The following is a 16,265-nucleotide window of genomic DNA, read 5'->3' on the forward strand; positions in this document are numbered from 1 at the left end:
TACCGGAGCCGCCACGGACTAAGACTTCACTTCAAAGAACAAATCGACAGCGAATTACTTGGACCGGACAGTCGACATACAGCTGGTATATCGACTTTTCCGATTAGGCAGCCAGGGCGTAAGTTGCCTCGACAGCAGAAGCGGTCTGGACTTGCAGATGCGCCAGCGCCAGGAGGCAATTATCGCAGCGGCGACCAACGCCGGAGAGGTTGCAGTGCATGCAGCCCAGGATCTTTTTGCCAACCGCCTGATTGACCGGATCGGCATCTTCGGCGAGGTCGTTCGCCAGTTTGATCATGGCCGAGGTATAGAGGGTGACTTCGGTGCGGATGCTGCTAGCCATTTGTCCGGTCCTCTTCGTCAGGTGCTGATCGCTGTGATCCGATGACCCGATAATCGACCGGACAGGCCTTTCCCTCAATTCGGCGCGATGGATACGACTCTAAGACACCCCCTGGGTTAGGCTCGCGGTTTAGACCCACTAGGCTGCGGCTATAGCCTTTTCGCACCGAAGCAGCATGCCGAACAGATCCCGCGGTTCGTCAGGATCGGCCAGCAAGTCCAGTTCCTCGTACAGGCCGGTGCCGGGCAACTGATCGCGGACATAGCGAAGGGCGGAGAAATCTTCGATGGCAAAGCCCACCGAATCGAACAGCGTGATCTGACGGCCATCACGACGACCGCTGCGCTGTCCGGCGATCACCTCCCACAGCTCGTTCACCGGATAGTCTGGAGCCAGCTGCTGGATCTCCCCCTCGATCCGCGTCTGGGGCGGATATTCGACGAAGATGTCGGATCGCGTGAGGATGTCCTGGTGCAATTCGGTCTTGCCGGGGCAATCGCCGCCCACCGCGTTAATATGCACGCCGCTGCCGACCATATTGTCGGTCAGGATGGTGGCATATTGCTTGTCGGCCGTGACGGTGGTGATGATATGTGCGCCCTCCACCGCCTCCTGACCTGAAGCGCAGGCCGTCATCTGGAATCCCAGGCCGGTGAGGTTGCGGATGCATTTCTGCGTCGCGCTGGCGTCGATATCATAGAGCCGCAGCTTGTTCACCCCCAGGATCGCCTTGAAGGCCATGGCCTGGAATTCGGCCTGGGCGCCATTCCCGATGATCGCCATCGTATCGGCCTCTTTCGGAGCCAGATATTTGGCGGCGACGGCGGAGGTCGCGGCGGTGCGCAGGGCGGTCAGGATCGTCATTTCGGTCAACAGCATCGGATAGCCATTCCCGACATCCGACAACACACCGAAGGCCGTCACCGTCTGGCGGCCGTCCTTGGTGTTCTTGGGATGGCCATTGACATATTTGAAGCCATAGAGCGTGCCGTCCGAGGTCGGCATCAGTTCGATCACGCCCTCATCCGAATGGCTGGCGACGCGCGGCGTCTTATCGAAGCTTTCCCAACGGCGGAAATCCTCCTCGATATAGGTGCTGAGGTCGGTCAGGAACTTCTCGACCCCGATCTTCAGCACCAGCTTCATCATATGGTCGACGCTGACGAAGGGAACGATGGCCAACTTCGAAATTGCGTTCATTTTCCATAACTCCGGGTCGGGCGATCCATGATGCTGCGGCCCATCAGGCTCGCGACAAGGTCCACCAACAGGGTCGCGGTGCGTCCGCGCACGTCGAGGAAGGGGTTCAGTTCGGCCAGATCGAGGGAGGTCACGAGGCCGCTGTCATGCAGCATCTCCATGATCAGATGCGCCTCGCGGAAGCTTGCGCCGCCCGGAACCGTAGTGCCGACGGCGGGCGCGATCTCGGGGTCGAGGAAGTCGACGTCCAGGCTGACATGCAGCAGGCCATTTTCCGCCTGCACCCGCGCCAGGAACTTCGAGAGCAGTGCGCCGACCCCATGTTCGTCGATGGTGCGCATGTCATGCACCGTCACCCCATCGGCGCGCAGGGCGATCCGCTCGGCGCTGTCGATGCTGCGGATACCGAGCATGCAGACGTTGCTGGGGGCCACCGGCGCATCGAGCACCGGGAAATGCCCTTCGAACCCCGACCGGCCAATGAAATAGGCCACGGGCGTGCCGTGCAGATTGCCGCTCTGGGTCGTCTCCAGGGTGTGGAAATCGGAATGGGCGTCGAGCCAGAGCACAAAGAACGGTCGCCCGCGCTGGGCCGCCCGCTTGGCAAGACCGGGGATGGTCCCCGCCGCCATGGCATGATCGCCGCCCATGAAGATCGGCATGCCATCCAGGCTTTCGCGGTAAGCCACCTCCTGCAGCGCCTCGATCCAGGCAACGATCTCCGGCAGTTGCTTCACGGCCTCGTTCGGATGGGTCATCTCGCGCGGCTTGGCGGGCTGAATATTGCCCAGGTCGATGACCACATGGTCCAGCTCCTGCAGCGCCGGTCCCAGCCCGGCGGTGCGCAGCGCGCTCGGCCCCATGTCGCAGCCCATACGCCCGGCGCCTTCCTGCACCGGCGCGCCAATCAATTTGCACAGCATCGCATATACTCCCTTAAGGAGAATTGGACCATGCGCGGCTGGCGGTTTGAACCATTCAGATTGGCAAATTTATCGAAAAGCCTTATCAGATCGGCATCATGACTTTTCAAAATGGCCAATCATGGATGCGCTCGACGAACAGCTGATCACCCTGCTGCGCCATAACGGGCGCATGAGCATCTCCGATATCGCCACCGCCACCGACAGCTCCCGCGCGACCGTCCGGGTGCGGCTGGAGAAGCTGGAGCAGGCAGGCGAGATCCTGGGCTATACCGTCATTCTGAAAGCCGACGTGGTGGATCAGCCGGTGCGCGGGATCATGCTGATCGAGATCCAGGGCCATGTGACGGATCGGGTCATCAAGAACCTGCGCGGCTTTGCCGAGGTATCGGCGGTCCATACCACCAACGGCCGCTGGGATCTGGTGGTGGAACTGGGCGCCGCCACCTTGTCCGATTTCGACAGTGTGCTGCGCCGTATCCGCCTGATCCCCGGCATTACAGGCAGCGAGACAAGCCTCCTGCTGGCAACGCCGGTCAGCACCAGGGCAAGGCTCTAGGTTGAACCGTCAGGGCTTTTACCCCATCTTTGAAGTGGTGGGTGCTGGAGGCCTCGGCGCCCTATCACGACCGGACGATCCATAACGCGGCAACGCGGGCGGTTCCCGGCTAGCGATACCAGGAGGTGCCACATGCAACATAAGGGTCTTCGCGCTTAACATTCCAAGCGCACCCAATCCGGCAACGGAACGAGATCCCCGCCCGTCAAACGGCGGGGATCTTTGTTTTCAGCGGCTTCACCGGATCGTCGCCCGTGCCGCATCCGCCCGCACCAGAACGGAAGGCTTCGCGCCAGGAGTGTTCGGCAGCGCGCTATCCACAAAAGAGGCCGCCGCATCCACCCGGTAGCTAATGTCGCTGCCCGGCGCAAAACCTAAGAAGACGTCGAGCATCGCGACATCCACCGTCACGGCCTCCACTATACCGAAGGAGAGATTTGCACGCACCGCGTCCCCCCGGACGGCAACCGTGCGGACATCGCCCTTCAGCGTCACATCGCCCGCCCGCAGATCAAGATCGACATCACCATAGGCCCCGGTCAGCGCCACCCGGGCGGCTTTCTGGGTAATGGAAACATGGGCGCTTGCGGGCATATTGACTTTCAATTCCACCGTGCAGTCGGAAGAGCCAAAGCCGGTACTCTCCACCACGGCGACCCGTAACTCTGGCCCCTCCTTCCAGATCCGGCTGTTATCGCGGCAGCTGTTATAGAACCAGTTGGACGACCAGTTGCCGAACCAACCGCTCCGGCGGACGGCAAGGCTGACCCGATAGGGGCGGCCTGGGTCGCTGGTCACATCGATGGCGCTGGCATCGCCCGTCACGATGACGGCGGTGATGTCTTGGATCGGGAGTGACTGAGGTGCTGCCGCCAGGGCGGGGAAGCTCAGCAGGATAAACAGCGGCAAAGGGTATTTCATCGGAAGGCTCCGTTAGCGTGATGTCGCCTGCCAGCAGGGGGAAAAGCCGCTTATGCCGCGACCTGGATCGCGATCAAGGTCGACCGGCATCGCAATCCGGGTCCATATGAGGGGGTCATGCTGTTCATTCCCCTGCCCTTCTGCGTCGCCTTCGCCCTTGCCGTGGTTCTTGTCCGCATGGTTCGGCAGGACCCGCAAAGCCTGCGCGATCATCCACGCTTCGCCCTGCTGATTGCCGCCTATACCGTGCAATCACTGCTGATCGGCCTACGCTGGGGGTATGACATAAGGGCGGTGCTGCCCGCCCAGGCGATCCTGGCCAGCGCCATAGCCGGTCTGGCCTGGGCCAGCTTCGCCAGTCTGACGGCGGAGAAAAGCCGACTCTGGCCGCATCTGCTGCCCGCCCTGCTGGTGGGGGGATCAATGATGGTTTGGCCGGACCTTGTGGGGCCGGCGATCATCGCAATCTTTCTGGGCTATGGCCTGCGGCTGCTGTGGCAGGCGCGCCTGGGACCTGACGGGCTGGCGGCGTCGCGCCTGGATGGGGCGCTGCGGTCCTACCGGGCCATGGTGCTAACGGCTTTCGCCCTGATCGGATCGGCGGTCACGGATATCCTCATCAGCATCGATCTGGAACAGAGCGGCGGCGCCTTTTCCGCCGCCGTCATCGCGGGCGCCAACCTGGTGGCCTTGCTGCTGCTGGCGACGGCGGCGGCCAGCGTCGAACCCGCCCCCTCTCTTCCGGAAACAGAGGATACGACCCCGATTCCCGTCAGCGGCGAAGACGCGGAAGTGGCCGATCGCATCGACCGCCTGATGGCCAGTGAGCGGCTATTCCTCGACCCCGAGCTTAACCTCGCCCGGATCGCGCGCCGTCTGCATCTGCCGGTGCGCGCCGTCTCGCAGGCGATCAACCGGCAGCATGGGGTCAGCGTCTCGCACTATGTGAACAACCTGCGGATCGCCGAAGCCTGTCGCCTGTTGCGCGATACCGAAGACCCGGTGACGCGCATCATGTTCGAGGCTGGTTTCCTGACAAAATCCAACTTCAATCGCGAGTTTCAGCGGGTGATGCAGACCAACCCGACGACGTGGCGCAAAGGCAACGGTCGTTAGGCGATCTCGGTGCCGACGGAACTCTTCCAAGGCTGGACAGTTGTGAAGGCAGAGCGCGCTCAAGCGCCACCTTTCAGGAGTCAGCACATGAGTCTCGGCACAATCCTGCTCATCATTCTGATCTTGCTGCTGGTCGGCGCCCTGCCGTCCTGGCCCTATTCCAGCGGCTGGGGCTACTACCCCTCCGGTGGTTTAGGCCTGGTGCTGGTCATTGTGATCATCCTGCTGCTGCTCGGCAGGATATAAAAAAAAGCCCCGGCCATCGCGCCGGGGCTTTTGATTTCAGGGGGCTTTAGGAAGCTCCACCCCGCGCTGCACCGCAGGCCGGGCAAGGCCACGCTCCAGCCAAGCCGGGACGTGTTTCAGATCGTCGAACTTCACGATCTCCCGCGCGCCATAGAAGCCGACGAGGTTGCGCACCCAGCCGAGCATCGAGATATCGGCGATAGTATACTCGTCACCCATGATCCACTGGCGCCCCGCAAGACGGGTTTCCAGCACGCCCAGTAGGCGTTGGCTTTCAGCGCGATAGCGCTCGAACGGGCGCTTATCCTCGAAATCCTTACCAGCGAACTTATGGAAGAAGCCGAGCTGGCCGAACATCGGGCCGATGGCCGCCATCTGGAAGAAAACCCACTGGATCGTCTCGTAACGCGCGGCAGCGTCCGTGGGCAGGAACTTGCCAGTTTTCTCCGCCAGATACAGCAGGATCGCGCCGCTTTCGAACAGCGCAAACGGCTTTCCGCCGGGGCCGTTGGGGTCGATGATCGCCGGGATTTTGCCGTTGGGGTTCAGCGACAGATATTCCGGCTCCCAGGTCTCGTTCTTGCCGATATTAATCCAGTGCCCTTCGTAGGGCAGGCCGGTTTCCTCCAGCATGATCGAGACCTTCACCCCATTGGGCGTGGCCAGGGAATAGAGCTGGATGCGGTCCGGATGCTGGGCAGGCCAGCGCTTGGTGATCGGAAAGGCGGAGAGGTCGGTCATTCGGGTTGTCCCTTTTTGAGATTGGCCTCGACCGCCAGGGTCAAAGCTTTCAGGCGGGCGGCAAGATCGGCAAGCTCCGCCGGATCGATGCCGGACAGCGCCGCGTTTTCCTTGCCCATATCTTCGCGGAAGGCAGCTTCGACACAGGCGATGCCCGCCTCCGTCAATTCAGCAGATAGGCTGCGGCCATCACTTTCGGAAGGGGCGCGGCGGATCAATCCGGCTTTTTCCAGCCGCGCTAGCCGGTGGGTGAGACTGCCGGAGGCGATCATCAGCGAGCGATACATCTCGGTCGGCGTCAGGCGATAGGGCGGGCCGGAGCGCCGCAAGGTCGCCAGCACGTCGAACTCCCCCCGGTCCAGCCCGTAGCTGGCGAAAGTTGCCTCGATCCCCGGTCCCATCAGATTGACCAGACGCAGCATGCGCCCGAAGACGGCCATCGGCGTGGTGTCTAGGTCGGGCAGCTCCCGCGCCCATTGTGCCCGCAGGCGGTCGACATGATCACTCATGGCGGCAGGATAGCAGAATCTATCTTGACGTGAAGATAGTTTAGGCAGATTTATCTTCACATGAAGATAAGTCGGAGGACGTCCCATGTTGCAGACCGACACCGTGCCTAACCGGCCCCCAGTCTCCCCCCTGATCTCGTTGCCGACCCTGCTGCTGTTGCTGGGCGGATTTCTGCTGGCCACCAACGTCAATCTGACCAAGGCCGGGCTGCTGGCGGGCCTGACGCCGGTTCAGATCGCCGCCGGGACCGCCCTGGGTGCCGGATCGATCCTGGCGCTATTCAACCGGGCACAGGGGCGCAGGATCCCGACAGACCCCCGCCACCTGCGGGCCTTCCTCACCCTGGCCCTGATCAGCTTCACCCTGCCGATGACCATGGGGGTGTTTGTGACGGGCAAGATCGGCGCCTCCTTCACCAGCGTCATGATGTCCCTGACACCGCTGGTGACCCTGGCGCTCGCCACGCTCTTCCGCATCGAAGCCCTGCGTCTGACCACCGCCGCCGGGATCGGCCTCGGCCTTGTCGGGACGCTGATCCTGGTGACGCCGGGCCTGCAGGCACCGGAGGGGCTGCTGTGGATGCTCTGCGGCCTCGTCATTCCCCTGGGCAATGCCACGGGCAATATCCTGCGCAGCATCCTGGTTCCCCGCGACACGCCCAGCCCCGCCATCGCCTGCGGGGTTCTGCTCAGCGCCGCAGTTTTCCTAACCCCGTTGGCAATCGCACAAGGTTTCGAGACAGCCGATCTGCCCGCCGCTGCCCTGACGGTGCTGGCCGGTGCCGTTCTGTCGGCCATCTCGAACGTCACGCTGCTGCGCCTGCAGAATGTGGCAGGCCCCGTGCGCCTCAGCCAGGTCGGCTATGTTGCCGCCTGCTTCGGGGGCGGCCTTGCCACCCTCCTCTATGGCGAGCGCCCTTCCTTGTCGCTGTTCATCGCCGCCGGGTTCATTATCATGGGTGTCCGTCTCGTTTCCCGCCGCGCTTAGACCAGATGCCGATTGCCAACTACCGCCTCTACCGCTGTGCCGTTGCTGGGATCGAGGGGATCGATCTGACCAGCACCCGCGCCTTCGACCGCCATACCCACGACCAGTTCGGCATCGGCGTGGTAGTGTCGGGCGCGCAGAAATCGGCCAGCGGGCGCGGCATGGTCGAAGCGGGTCAGGGCGACGTCATCACCTTCAATCCTGGTGAAGTGCATGACGGCGTCCCCATTGATGACAAGGGCCGGTCCTGGCGGATGCTCTATTTCGCGCCGGACCTGATCGCCGATGCTTTGCGGGATATGACCGAAGGCCGCACGACATCGGGCGAGTTCGAATTGCCGGTGGTGCAGGATCCCGCCCTCGCCGAACGTTTCCTGCAGTTGTTCCTGGCCATGACCGAGGCCAGTGCCGACCTGCGGCGCCAGGAATTGCTGACCCTGGTCCAGGCCAGCGTTCTCGGTCGCTGGCGCGACAGTGATCGACCCCAGATGACGCCGGGCATCGCCCAGGCAAAGGCCCTGATCGACGACGATCCTTTGACCGCCCATTCGCTGGCAGATCTGGCAAAGGTGGGCGGCCTGTCGCGCTTCCAGGTGCTGCGGGCCTTCGCCAAGGCCACCGGCCTGACGCCCCACGCCTATCTTGTCCAGCGCCGCACCGACCTTGCCCGCAGGCTTATCGCGAGCGGCACTCCGCTGGCCGAAGCCGCAGCAGGGGCGGGCTTTGCGGACCAGAGCCATATGAACCGGGTCTTTGCCCGCCGCTACGGCTATCCGCCCGGGGCCTATGCGGCGGCCGTGAATTAGGTCCCTGCAATTCCGTCCAAGACCGACCCACGCCCACCGGGGTTACCTTGCGCCTCCCGCAAGCCAAGGACACCCTATGCCGATCTTCAGCCATGCCCCTGACATCTGGGCCGACTTCCCCGACCTGACCGCCTGCGCCCTGACCATCGACGGCGTCAGAGCCACCGCCGATGTGACCCGGCACCTCGACCATTTCAGCGCCGAAGCGGCCCGCCGCCTGGAAGGCACCAGCGAGGGCGATCTGCCGGAGATTCAGGCCTGGCGCCGCAGCTTCTCCAAAATGGGGCTGAAGCCGACGCAATATCGCTGTGCCTCCGAGGCGCTGCTGCGTCGCTTCAAGAAGGAAGGATCGCTGCCACAGATCCATCCGCTGATCGACCTCTGTAACGCCATCTCCATCGCCTTCGCCATTCCCATCGCCGTGTTCGACCGGGACCAGATCGACGGCGACCTGCTGGTCCGCCGGGCTACAGGGGCGGAGCGCTATCTGACCTTTGGCGGCGAGATCGAACAGCCCGAACCGCAGGAGGTGATCTTCGCCGACGCCAGCAGGAATGCCCACGCCCGCCGCTGGACCAACCGGCAGAGCGCCACCTCCGCCATTCGGCCCGAAACGACCCGCGCCCTCATCGTCGCCGAAGCCCAGCATGAGAATGGCGCCGGAGATGTCGCCCGCCTGCACGCAACCCTGGTCGATACGCTGGGCGCCGTCTGGCCGCTGGCGGGACGGTCAGCACTGCTAACGGCCGATGCCCCGCGCTTCCCCTTCGATTAGGCGGGCCCCAGGAAAAGATGCGTCTCAGTCTTCTCGATCCCGTCGAGGACGCGCACACGGGTCACGATCTCGTGGAATTCGGCAAGGCTCGGCACCTCGATCTCTGCGATCAGGTCCCAGAAGCCGTTGGTGGTGTGGATCGCGGAAAAGCCCAGGGTCTTGCGCAGGATCGCGATCACCGCTTTCACGTTGCGGCCCGACAGCTCGATCATCATCACGCCCCGGATGGTGCCGACGCTGGCATCGTCGCGCAGCTTCACCGTAAAGCCCGCGATGGTACCGCTGGCCGTCAGCTTGTCCAGCCGCGCTTTCACCGTGCCGGGCGCCACATCCAGCAGAGCCGCAAGCTTGGGCACCGAGGCGCGGGCATTCACCCGCAGTTCCGCGATCAGACGTCTGTTGAGATCATCCATGGGAAAGCCCCTTTGCTGAATCACGCAGCAATACTATCGAAATCGGTAGTTTCTGACGATAAATCTTCCAAAACTGGCGTTTTCGTTGATCTCCGAGCGGCCTACCATCCTTCCACCCCTTTCAAGGAGACGATGATGGCGACCTGGGATCCAACGGCACGAACCCGCGACATTTCCTATACCCTGGTCGAAGCGCCCAGCATCACCGGCACGCCGGGAGAAGCTGAATTCACCGAGGTCGTCTTGGGGATTCTCCGCCAGAACCCCTATTTCCAGGCCCATCCGGAAGATATCGCGGTGCTGGACAGTCATGGCGATCCCCTGACCAAGAATATCGTCGCCCTGGTGCGCGGCAGCGGCAAGCAGACGGTAGCGATGGCCGGGCATTTCGACGTTGTCGCCATCGACAACTACCGCGATCTGACCCACCTTGCCTTCAAGCCGGACGAATTGAAGGCGGCCCTGATCGCCGACCTCTCCTCCCGCCCGCTGAAACCCGCCGAAGCCAAGGCGCTGGCCGATCTGCAAAGCGGTGACTTCGTGCCGGGCCGCGGCATGCTGGACATGAAAAGCGGCGTCGCGGCGGGGATCGCGGTGCTGGAGCATTTCGCCGCCCAGCCGGATCGCAAGGGCAATCTGATGCTCTGCATGAGCCCGGACGAGGAGCGCAATTCCCAAGGCATGCGCCGGTTGCGCAACGATCTGCCGGCCCTCGCCCGACGATGGGGCATCGAGATCGAAGGCTGCCTCAACCTCGATGCCACCAGCGACCAGGGCGACGGCGCGGATGGGCGCATCGTGCACCATGGCTCCATCGGCAAGCTGCTGCCCTTCGCGCTGGTCGTCGGCCAGCCGACCCATGCCGGATATCCCTTCGAAGGCATCAGCGCCCATATCCTGGGGTCCGCGATCTTGCAGGCGGTCGAGGCGAATGTGGATCTGGCGGACCGCAGCGATGATTTCTGCGCGCCGCCGCCGATCTGCCTGGAAGCCAAGGATCTGCGGCAGGTCTATGACGTCACCACGCCCGAACATGTCTGGATCGCCTTCAACTGGCTGATCCATAGCTGGACACCCGAACAGGCCCTGGGCGCGATGAAGGACAAGGTGGTTGCAGCCACCACCCAGGCGCTGACGGAATTTGCCGCTGGGGCCAAGCGCTATGCCGCCATCATCGGGGAGTCGCCTCGCGCGATTCCCTCCACCCCTGAGATCCTGACCATCGCGGATCTGCGCAAACGCCTGTCGCCCGAAGCGCTGAAGCGGCTGGATCAGGTGGCCGCCCAGAATGCAGGCAGCGACAATCCCCTGCTACGCACCCGCACCCAGGTGCAGGCGATGGTGGCCGAAGCCGGGCTGACCGCCCCCGCCGTCGTCATCGGCTTTGGCAGCCTGCATTATCCACCCGTGCGTCTGGACCCCGCAAAAGCCAAGGATGACGCGTTCCTGGCCGCCATCGACCGGGCGCGCACCACCATCGAGACGCGCCATAAGACCAGCATCAAGGACAAGGCCTATTTCACCGGCATCTCGGACATGAGCTTCATCGGCAACCGGCCGCGCGGGGCGGAGTTCGTGGGCGCCAACACGCCGCTGGCCGATATGGTCGATATCCCGCCCGCCGAGCTGCTGGAATATCCCGCCGTCAATATCGGCCCCTGGGGGCGCGAGTATCATCAGCGCCACGAGCGGCTCTATGCCCCCTACGGCTTCACCGTGCTGCCGGACTTCCTCTATGAGATCGCGGTGGAGCGGCTGGGGCGGTGAGCTTCCGTCGTCACCCCGGACTTGATCCGGGATCTTGTGTGGCCAGACTCCGTTCGGCTTCTCGACGCGACATGTCTACACGAGACCCCGCATCAAATGCGGGGTGACGAGACCATTTGGGACAGGCTCCCGGGGGAGATCCCGTGGTCGAGCCACGGGATGACGAGATCTTGCTGGTTGTTGATCTGCCTCATGGACGATGTGTCTCCACGGCAGGCATGCTTCCCCCATGATCAAGATCACGCTCTTCAGCACCCAGCCCTATGACCGCCGCTTCTTTGACGCAGCGGCAGATCCCAGCATCGAATTCACCTATCAGGAGGCGGCACTCACCCCGCATTCCATTGCCTTGGCCGAAGGGGCGGATGGGGTCTGCGTCTTCGTCAATGATGTGCTGGACGCCAGTGTGCTGGAGGGTCTGGCGTCCCTGAACGTTCGGGCGGTCTTCCTGCGTTGCGCCGGATACAACAATGTCGATCTGGCGACGGCCCGACGCCTGGGCATCCAGGTCGCCCGGGTTCCGGCTTATTCGCCCGAGGCTGTGGCGGAACATGCCGTGGCGCTGATCATGACCCTGAACCGCCGTACCCACCGGGCCTTCAACCGGGTGCGGGAGGGGAACTTCAATCTCGACGGGCTGCTGGGCGTCACCCTCCATGGGCGCACCGCCGGGATCATCGGCACCGGCAAGATCGGGATAGCAACTGCCCGCATCCTCAAAGGTTTCGGCTGCCGCCTGCTCGCCCACGACCCCATGCCGTCGCCGGAGTTCGAGACGCTGGGCGAACTGGTCTCGCTGGAACAGGTGATCGCGCAGAGCGACATCCTGTCGCTGCATTGCCCGCTGCTCCCGGCCACCCACCATATGATCAACGCCCGGACCCTAGCGGCGATGAAGCCGGGGGCGATGCTGGTCAATACGTCGCGTGGCGGGCTGATTGACACGCGGGCGGTGATCGAGGCTCTGAAATCCCGCCAGCTTGGCGCCCTGGCCATCGATGTCTACGAGCAGGAGGCGGGGCTGTTCTTCAAGGACCGGTCATCGGACATCATTGATGACGATATCTTCGGGCGCCTCATGACCTTTCCCAACGTCCTGGTGACCGGCCATCAAGGGTTCTTCACGGTCGAGGCCCTGACGGAAATCACCGCCGTGACCCTGGACAATATCCGTGCCTTCCGCGACGGCCGGGTCAGCGGGAATGAAGTGGCGGTTCAGGTCTGAGCTATCTGTTCTAAAGCTCGTCATCCCGTGGCTTGACCACGGGATCTCCAATCATTTGTGTTTTGTCGTCATCCCGTGGCTTGACCACGGGATCTCCAATCATTTGTGTTTTGTCGTCATCCCGTGGCTTGACCACGGGATCTCCTCCGGGAGCCCGTCCAGTTCTGTTTTAGTCAGCGTTGCCCCCCGGAGGAGACCCCGGGATCAAGTCCCGGGGTGACCAGCTTTGTAGGGTGTCGCGATTTGCGCCCCCCTTATATCCCACAAAATATAAGGCTCGACCTTTCGGTAGCCACCGATGTATTCAAGAAAATATCACGCTGAAGGGAGAGCCACCGATGCGCCGCCGTTCCGTCCTGACCCTCATCACTGCCGCTCTGCTGTTCGCCTCGCCGGTATGGGCAGCCGAGAAGGTGACGGTCTTTGCCGCCGCTTCGATGAAAAACGCCCTCGACGCGATCAATGTGGAATGGGCCAAGGGGGGGAAGGAAGCCGTCGCCTCCTATGCCGCCAGTTCAGCGCTGGCCAAGCAGATCGAAAGCGGCGCGCCCGCCGATATCTTCATCTCCGCCGACCTCGACTGGATGGATTATGTCGCGGGCAAAAAGCTGATCAAGGATGCCACCCGTACCCATCTGCTGGGTAACCGGATCGTGCTGGTCGCCGCCAAGCACAAAGCCAAACCCGTGGAGATCAAGCCGGGCTTCGACCTGGCGGCCCTAGTGGGCGATGGTCGTCTGGCCATGGGGGCGGTCGATAGCGTTCCGGCGGGCAAATACGGCAAGGCCGCACTGGAGAAGCTGGGGGCCTGGAGCGGCGTTTCGGCCAAGGTCGCCGGGGCGGAAAGCGTGCGCGCGGCCTTGCTGCTGGTCTCCCGCGGTGAAGCGCCTTACGGCATCGTCTATAAGACCGATGCGGCTGCCGATCCTGCCGTTGCCATCGTCGGCACCTTCCCCGAAGATAGCCATCCGCCGATCATCTATCCGGTTGCCGTCCTGGCCGACAGCAAAAGCGCGGATGCGATGGCCTATCTGGACTTCCTGAAGTCCGCCGCCGCCAAGCCGATCTTCGAAAAAGAAGGTTTCGCGGTCCTGAAGTAGACGGGGTCTGTCGGTTTGGAGGTTCTGGCGTTAAGCGCGGCGGAGTGGACGGCGATCCAGGTCAGCCTCAAGGTGGCAGCCGTGGCGACCTTGGCCAGCCTGCCCTTCGGGATCCTGGTCGCCTATCTGCTGGCGCGCGGCCAATTTTTCGGCCGCTCGCTTCTGAACGGCATTGTCCATCTGCCGCTGATTCTGCCACCGGTGGTGACCGGCTTCCTGCTGCTGATCCTGTTCGGGCGCAAGGGCGTGCTGGGCGCGTTTCTGGACCAGTATCTCGGCATCGTCCTGTCCTTCCGCTGGACCGGGGCTGCGCTCGCCTGTGCCGTCATGGGGTTCCCCCTGATGGTGCGGGCCATCCGCCTGTCCATCGAGTCCGTCGACCAGCGGCTGGAGGAAGCGGCGGGAACCCTGGGCGCCAGTCCCGTCTGGGCCTTCCTCACCGTCACCCTGCCGCTGGCCCTACCGGGCATCGTGACCGGCATGATCCTGGCCTTTGCCAAATCGATGGGGGAGTTCGGCGCGACCATCACCTTCGTCTCCAACATCCCCGGCGAGACCCAGACCCTGTCGGCGGCCATCTATAGTTTCACCCAGGTCCCCGGCGGCGATATGGGCGCCCTGCGGCTGACGATCATCGCGGTCGTGCTGTCGATGGCGGCGTTGCTGGCCTCCGAATTCCTGGCCCGCAAGGCGAGCCACAGATGAGCCTCGTCGTCGATGTGCGCCAGAAACTGGGGGATTTCTCCCTGGCGGCCAGCTTCACCGCTGCCAGCGGCGTGACGGTACTGTTCGGTCGGTCGGGATCGGGCAAGACCAGTCTGATGCGCCTGCTGGCCGGGCTGGCGCGCCCGGATGATGGCCGTATCCTCCTGGGTCAGGAGGCGCTGGTCGATACCACCCGCGCGACCTTCGTGCCGCCCCACCGCCGCCGCTTCGGTTATGTCTTCCAAGAGGCGCGGCTGTTCCCGCACCTCAGCGTGCGGCGCAATCTGCTTTATGGCCGCTGGTTCAATAGGGCGAATGGCGAGGATTTCGACCGGATCGTCGATCTGCTGGGCATCGAGCCCTTGCTGGAGCGTGGCCCCGGAAAACTGTCGGGCGGTGAGCAGCAGCGGGTCGCCATCGGCCGCGCCCTGCTGGCCGCCCCCCGCCTGCTGCTGATGGACGAGCCGCTGGCGGCCCTGGACGAGGCGCGCCGCCTGGAGATCCTGCCCTATCTGGAACGGCTGCGGGATACGCTCGATATCCCCATCGTCTATGTCAGCCATTCGGTGGCGGAGGTGGCGCGGCTGGCCAATCGGGTGGTGCTGCTGAAGGACGGGCGGGTCGAGGCCACGGGCAGCGCGCAGGAGATCCTGAGCCAGCCCAAGCTCGCCGACCGCCGCGATACCGGCGCCCTGATCGATGCCCATGTGGAGCGGATCGACGATGCCCATCACTTGTCGCTGATCCGGCTGCGCGGCGGGTTGCTCTATGTGCCCGGCACCGGCGTTACGGTCGGCAGGCCCGTGCGGGTGCATCTGCCCGCCCGCGACGTCATGCTGGCAACCCAGCCGCCCCAGGGTCTGAGTGCCCTCAATATCCTGCCCGGCACTGTCATCTCGCTCGCCCCGTCGGACGATGGGTCGGTCCTGGTGCAGGTGGAGTGTGGAGGGGACATGATTCTGTCGCGCATCACAACGCTCTCGGCCACACGCCTCGACCTCACCCCTGGCAAGCCGGTCTTTGCCATCGTCAAGACCGTGGCGCTGGAGCCTGCCTAGGAACGGTTCCCGTCCAGCCAGGACAGATCGTCGGCCAGTGTGGCGGCGAGTTTTGTTTCCATGGCGCGGAAGCGGGCAAGCAGCTCCTCGCCAAAAGGAGTCACGACCGCCCCCCCGCCCTGCGGCCCGCCGCGCTGCGAGGCGACGACCGGTTGGCTGAACATCCGGTTGAGGGCATCGACCAGCAGCCACGCCCGGCGATAGGACATATCCATCGCCCGCCCCGCCGCCGAGATCGATCCGGTTTCGCGGATCAGGTCCAGCAACTGCATCTTGCCGCGCCCCAGGCGATCCTCGGGCGGAAAGTCGATGCGCAGGATGGGTTTTAACGGCTGGCTCATGCCACCTGTTTTAACCTGCCGAACGCGCCCGTTCCAACTCCTTGCGGTGCAGGGCCTGAATGATGCGGGGATCCAGCGCCTCCGGGTCGCCCTGCGGGTCCGACCAGACCCAGCGGCGGCGACTGTCGGAAAAGCGCATCCAGCCGCTCAAAGCCAGTTCGACGAATTCCGCCACCGGCAGGGCGGGGCCTTCGGGCGGCACCACGGCGTCTTCGCCTGCCATGGGCACCATAGGCTTGTTGGCCATCGGCACGAGGTTCGGCATCTCGTCGACCATCCACAGGATGCGCAGTCCATAGACGTTGGCGTGGCTGGAAAGCGCCAGCATGCCATTGATGTCGCGGGTATCGGGGCGGGCGAAAACCAGGCCGTGGCGGCCCCCCGGTCTACGGAACGTAAGCGAGCGCAATGGCAACCATTGCCCCTCGCCCTGCCGTAGATCCTTGAAGATCCAACCGGCGGCCATCGCCCCTTGATAGACAGATCGCAGAAACGCCATCACTCCTCCCCCTATGCCAGCCCAGAATAG

General features: G+C 63.7%; 20 protein-coding genes. 11 read left to right on the forward strand and 9 right to left on the reverse strand.

Going from position 1 to position 16,265, the window contains the following annotated elements; all coding sequences use genetic code 11:
- Window positions 1-103 precede the first annotated feature (103 nt).
- The 3 genes from ACFSM5_RS13710 to rocF form a co-directional block, all read right to left on the reverse strand.
- Window positions 104-343, reverse strand: coding sequence for a hypothetical protein (locus ACFSM5_RS13710; protein WP_379876996.1), 240 nt, complete (start codon window positions 341-343; stop codon window positions 104-106).
- Window positions 344-481: 138 nt separating this feature from the next.
- Window positions 482-1,543 (reverse strand): ornithine cyclodeaminase, encoded by a 1,062-nt coding sequence (locus tag ACFSM5_RS13715; RefSeq protein WP_379876997.1) that lies wholly within the window; start codon window positions 1,541-1,543, stop codon window positions 482-484.
- Window positions 1,540-2,466, reverse strand: a complete 927-nt coding sequence (rocF, locus tag ACFSM5_RS13720; RefSeq protein WP_379876998.1) for an arginase — start codon at window positions 2,464-2,466, stop codon at window positions 1,540-1,542. Before rocF ends, ACFSM5_RS13715 begins: the two co-directional genes overlap by 4 nt.
- A gap of 121 nt (window positions 2,467-2,587) precedes the next feature.
- On the opposite strand from rocF, the gene ACFSM5_RS13725 reads away from it, so the two are divergent.
- Window positions 2,588-3,025: an Lrp/AsnC family transcriptional regulator gene (locus ACFSM5_RS13725; RefSeq protein WP_379876999.1), complete on the forward strand. Its 438-nt coding sequence runs from the start codon at window positions 2,588-2,590 to the stop codon at window positions 3,023-3,025.
- 237 nt (window positions 3,026-3,262) lie between these two features.
- Here ACFSM5_RS13725 and ACFSM5_RS13730 read toward each other — a convergent pair whose 3' ends face one another.
- Window positions 3,263-3,946: a hypothetical protein gene (locus ACFSM5_RS13730; protein ID WP_379877000.1), complete on the reverse strand. Its 684-nt coding sequence runs from the start codon at window positions 3,944-3,946 to the stop codon at window positions 3,263-3,265.
- A gap of 117 nt (window positions 3,947-4,063) precedes the next feature.
- On the opposite strand from ACFSM5_RS13730, the gene ACFSM5_RS13735 reads away from it, so the two are divergent.
- Together ACFSM5_RS13735 and ACFSM5_RS13740 are read left to right on the forward strand one after the other, a co-directional pair.
- Window positions 4,064-5,062, forward strand: coding sequence for a helix-turn-helix domain-containing protein (locus ACFSM5_RS13735; protein ID WP_379877001.1), 999 nt, complete (start codon window positions 4,064-4,066; stop codon window positions 5,060-5,062).
- Between the two features lie 87 nt (window positions 5,063-5,149).
- Window positions 5,150-5,308 (forward strand): DUF3309 family protein, encoded by a 159-nt coding sequence (locus ACFSM5_RS13740; RefSeq protein WP_379877002.1) that lies wholly within the window; start codon window positions 5,150-5,152, stop codon window positions 5,306-5,308.
- A gap of 36 nt (window positions 5,309-5,344) precedes the next feature.
- On the opposite strand, the gene ACFSM5_RS13745 is transcribed toward ACFSM5_RS13740, so the two are convergent.
- Both ACFSM5_RS13745 and ACFSM5_RS13750 read right to left on the reverse strand, forming a co-directional pair.
- On the reverse strand, window positions 5,345-6,049 hold the full coding sequence (locus ACFSM5_RS13745; protein WP_379877003.1) for a glutathione S-transferase N-terminal domain-containing protein: 705 nt from the start codon (window positions 6,047-6,049) through the stop codon (window positions 5,345-5,347).
- Window positions 6,046-6,558 carry a MarR family winged helix-turn-helix transcriptional regulator gene (locus ACFSM5_RS13750; RefSeq protein WP_379877004.1) on the reverse strand — a complete coding sequence of 171 codons (513 nt, stop codon included), beginning with the start codon at window positions 6,556-6,558 and terminating at the stop codon, window positions 6,046-6,048. The genes ACFSM5_RS13745 and ACFSM5_RS13750 overlap by 4 nt, the downstream gene beginning before the upstream one ends.
- Before the next feature lie 85 nt (window positions 6,559-6,643).
- Here ACFSM5_RS13750 and ACFSM5_RS13755 point away from each other — a divergent pair, with 85 nt between their 5' ends.
- The 3 genes from ACFSM5_RS13755 to ACFSM5_RS13765 all read left to right on the forward strand — a co-directional run bounded on the left by ACFSM5_RS13755 (window position 6,644) and on the right by ACFSM5_RS13765 (window position 9,127).
- A complete protein-coding gene (locus ACFSM5_RS13755) occupies window positions 6,644-7,546 on the forward strand; it encodes a DMT family transporter (RefSeq protein WP_379877005.1) in 903 nt (300 codons plus the stop codon).
- A 5-nt stretch (window positions 7,547-7,551) separates the two neighbouring features.
- Window positions 7,552-8,352, forward strand: a complete 801-nt coding sequence (locus tag ACFSM5_RS13760) for an AraC family ligand binding domain-containing protein (RefSeq protein ID WP_379877006.1) — start codon at window positions 7,552-7,554, stop codon at window positions 8,350-8,352.
- Window positions 8,353-8,428: 76 nt separating this feature from the next.
- A complete protein-coding gene (locus ACFSM5_RS13765; RefSeq protein WP_379877007.1) occupies window positions 8,429-9,127 on the forward strand; it encodes a B3/B4 domain-containing protein in 699 nt (232 codons plus the stop codon).
- Here the strand turns inward: ACFSM5_RS13765 and ACFSM5_RS13770 are convergent.
- Window positions 9,124-9,540, reverse strand: coding sequence for an Lrp/AsnC family transcriptional regulator (locus ACFSM5_RS13770; RefSeq protein WP_379877008.1), 417 nt, complete (start codon window positions 9,538-9,540; stop codon window positions 9,124-9,126). The two genes, ACFSM5_RS13765 and ACFSM5_RS13770, sit on opposite strands and share 4 nt — an antisense overlap.
- Window positions 9,541-9,675: 135 nt before the next feature.
- On the opposite strand from ACFSM5_RS13770, the gene ACFSM5_RS13775 reads away from it, so the two are divergent.
- From ACFSM5_RS13775 to modC, 5 genes are all read left to right on the forward strand, one after another.
- A complete protein-coding gene (locus ACFSM5_RS13775) occupies window positions 9,676-11,307 on the forward strand; it encodes a M20/M25/M40 family metallo-hydrolase (RefSeq protein ID WP_379877009.1) in 1,632 nt (543 codons plus the stop codon).
- A 229-nt stretch (window positions 11,308-11,536) separates the two neighbouring features.
- Window positions 11,537-12,532 (forward strand): 2-hydroxyacid dehydrogenase, encoded by a 996-nt coding sequence (locus ACFSM5_RS13780; protein WP_379877010.1) that lies wholly within the window; start codon window positions 11,537-11,539, stop codon window positions 12,530-12,532.
- A 338-nt stretch (window positions 12,533-12,870) separates the two neighbouring features.
- A complete protein-coding gene (gene modA / locus ACFSM5_RS13785) occupies window positions 12,871-13,632 on the forward strand; it encodes a molybdate ABC transporter substrate-binding protein (protein ID WP_379877011.1) in 762 nt (253 codons plus the stop codon).
- Between the two features lie 15 nt (window positions 13,633-13,647).
- Window positions 13,648-14,337 (forward strand): molybdate ABC transporter permease subunit, encoded by a 690-nt coding sequence (gene modB, locus ACFSM5_RS13790; RefSeq protein ID WP_379877012.1) that lies wholly within the window; start codon window positions 13,648-13,650, stop codon window positions 14,335-14,337.
- Window positions 14,334-15,395 (forward strand): molybdenum ABC transporter ATP-binding protein, encoded by a 1,062-nt coding sequence (gene modC, locus ACFSM5_RS13795; RefSeq protein WP_379877013.1) that lies wholly within the window; start codon window positions 14,334-14,336, stop codon window positions 15,393-15,395. The genes modB and modC overlap by 4 nt, the downstream gene beginning before the upstream one ends.
- Here modC and ACFSM5_RS13800 read toward each other — a convergent pair.
- Window positions 15,392-15,736 carry a winged helix-turn-helix domain-containing protein gene (locus ACFSM5_RS13800; protein WP_379877014.1) on the reverse strand — a complete coding sequence of 115 codons (345 nt, stop codon included), beginning with the start codon at window positions 15,734-15,736 and terminating at the stop codon, window positions 15,392-15,394. The two genes, modC and ACFSM5_RS13800, sit on opposite strands and share 4 nt — an antisense overlap.
- Window positions 15,737-15,746: 10 nt before the next feature.
- On the reverse strand, window positions 15,747-16,235 hold the full coding sequence (locus ACFSM5_RS13805; protein WP_379877015.1) for a hypothetical protein: 489 nt from the start codon (window positions 16,233-16,235) through the stop codon (window positions 15,747-15,749).
- Window positions 16,236-16,265: the final 30 nt, after the last annotated feature.

The organism is Lacibacterium aquatile (genome assembly GCF_042683105.1).
GTDB classification, from domain to species: Bacteria; Pseudomonadota; Alphaproteobacteria; order Elsterales; family Elsteraceae; genus Lacibacterium; species Lacibacterium aquatile.

What these genes read in the sequence shown, in the direction of transcription:
- ACFSM5_RS13800 (WP_379877014.1), bottom strand. Translation starts at nt 15,736, where the DNA reads ATGAGCCAGCCGTTAAAACCCATCCTGCGCATCGACTTTCCGCCCGAG.
- ACFSM5_RS13725 (WP_379876999.1), top strand. Translation starts at nt 2,588, where the DNA reads ATGGATGCGCTCGACGAACAGCTGATCACCCTGCTGCGCCATAACGGG.
- ACFSM5_RS13755 (WP_379877005.1), top strand. Translation starts at nt 6,644, where the DNA reads ATGTTGCAGACCGACACCGTGCCTAACCGGCCCCCAGTCTCCCCCCTG.
- ACFSM5_RS13805 (WP_379877015.1), bottom strand. Translation starts at nt 16,235, where the DNA reads ATGGCGTTTCTGCGATCTGTCTATCAAGGGGCGATGGCCGCCGGTTGG.
- modA (WP_379877011.1), top strand. Translation starts at nt 12,871, where the DNA reads ATGCGCCGCCGTTCCGTCCTGACCCTCATCACTGCCGCTCTGCTGTTC.
- ACFSM5_RS13780 (WP_379877010.1), top strand. Translation starts at nt 11,537, where the DNA reads ATGATCAAGATCACGCTCTTCAGCACCCAGCCCTATGACCGCCGCTTC.
- ACFSM5_RS13750 (WP_379877004.1), bottom strand. Translation starts at nt 6,558, where the DNA reads ATGAGTGATCATGTCGACCGCCTGCGGGCACAATGGGCGCGGGAGCTG.
- ACFSM5_RS13740 (WP_379877002.1), top strand. Translation starts at nt 5,150, where the DNA reads ATGAGTCTCGGCACAATCCTGCTCATCATTCTGATCTTGCTGCTGGTC.
- ACFSM5_RS13715 (WP_379876997.1), bottom strand. Translation starts at nt 1,543, where the DNA reads ATGAACGCAATTTCGAAGTTGGCCATCGTTCCCTTCGTCAGCGTCGAC.
- ACFSM5_RS13770 (WP_379877008.1), bottom strand. Translation starts at nt 9,540, where the DNA reads ATGGATGATCTCAACAGACGTCTGATCGCGGAACTGCGGGTGAATGCC.
- modC (WP_379877013.1), top strand. Translation starts at nt 14,334, where the DNA reads ATGAGCCTCGTCGTCGATGTGCGCCAGAAACTGGGGGATTTCTCCCTG.
- ACFSM5_RS13760 (WP_379877006.1), top strand. Translation starts at nt 7,552, where the DNA reads ATGCCGATTGCCAACTACCGCCTCTACCGCTGTGCCGTTGCTGGGATC.
- ACFSM5_RS13730 (WP_379877000.1), bottom strand. Translation starts at nt 3,946, where the DNA reads ATGAAATACCCTTTGCCGCTGTTTATCCTGCTGAGCTTCCCCGCCCTG.
- rocF (WP_379876998.1), bottom strand. Translation starts at nt 2,466, where the DNA reads ATGCTGTGCAAATTGATTGGCGCGCCGGTGCAGGAAGGCGCCGGGCGT.
- ACFSM5_RS13710 (WP_379876996.1), bottom strand. Translation starts at nt 343, where the DNA reads ATGGCTAGCAGCATCCGCACCGAAGTCACCCTCTATACCTCGGCCATG.
- ACFSM5_RS13745 (WP_379877003.1), bottom strand. Translation starts at nt 6,049, where the DNA reads ATGACCGACCTCTCCGCCTTTCCGATCACCAAGCGCTGGCCTGCCCAG.
- ACFSM5_RS13775 (WP_379877009.1), top strand. Translation starts at nt 9,676, where the DNA reads ATGGCGACCTGGGATCCAACGGCACGAACCCGCGACATTTCCTATACC.
- ACFSM5_RS13765 (WP_379877007.1), top strand. Translation starts at nt 8,429, where the DNA reads ATGCCGATCTTCAGCCATGCCCCTGACATCTGGGCCGACTTCCCCGAC.
- ACFSM5_RS13735 (WP_379877001.1), top strand. Translation starts at nt 4,064, where the DNA reads ATGCTGTTCATTCCCCTGCCCTTCTGCGTCGCCTTCGCCCTTGCCGTG.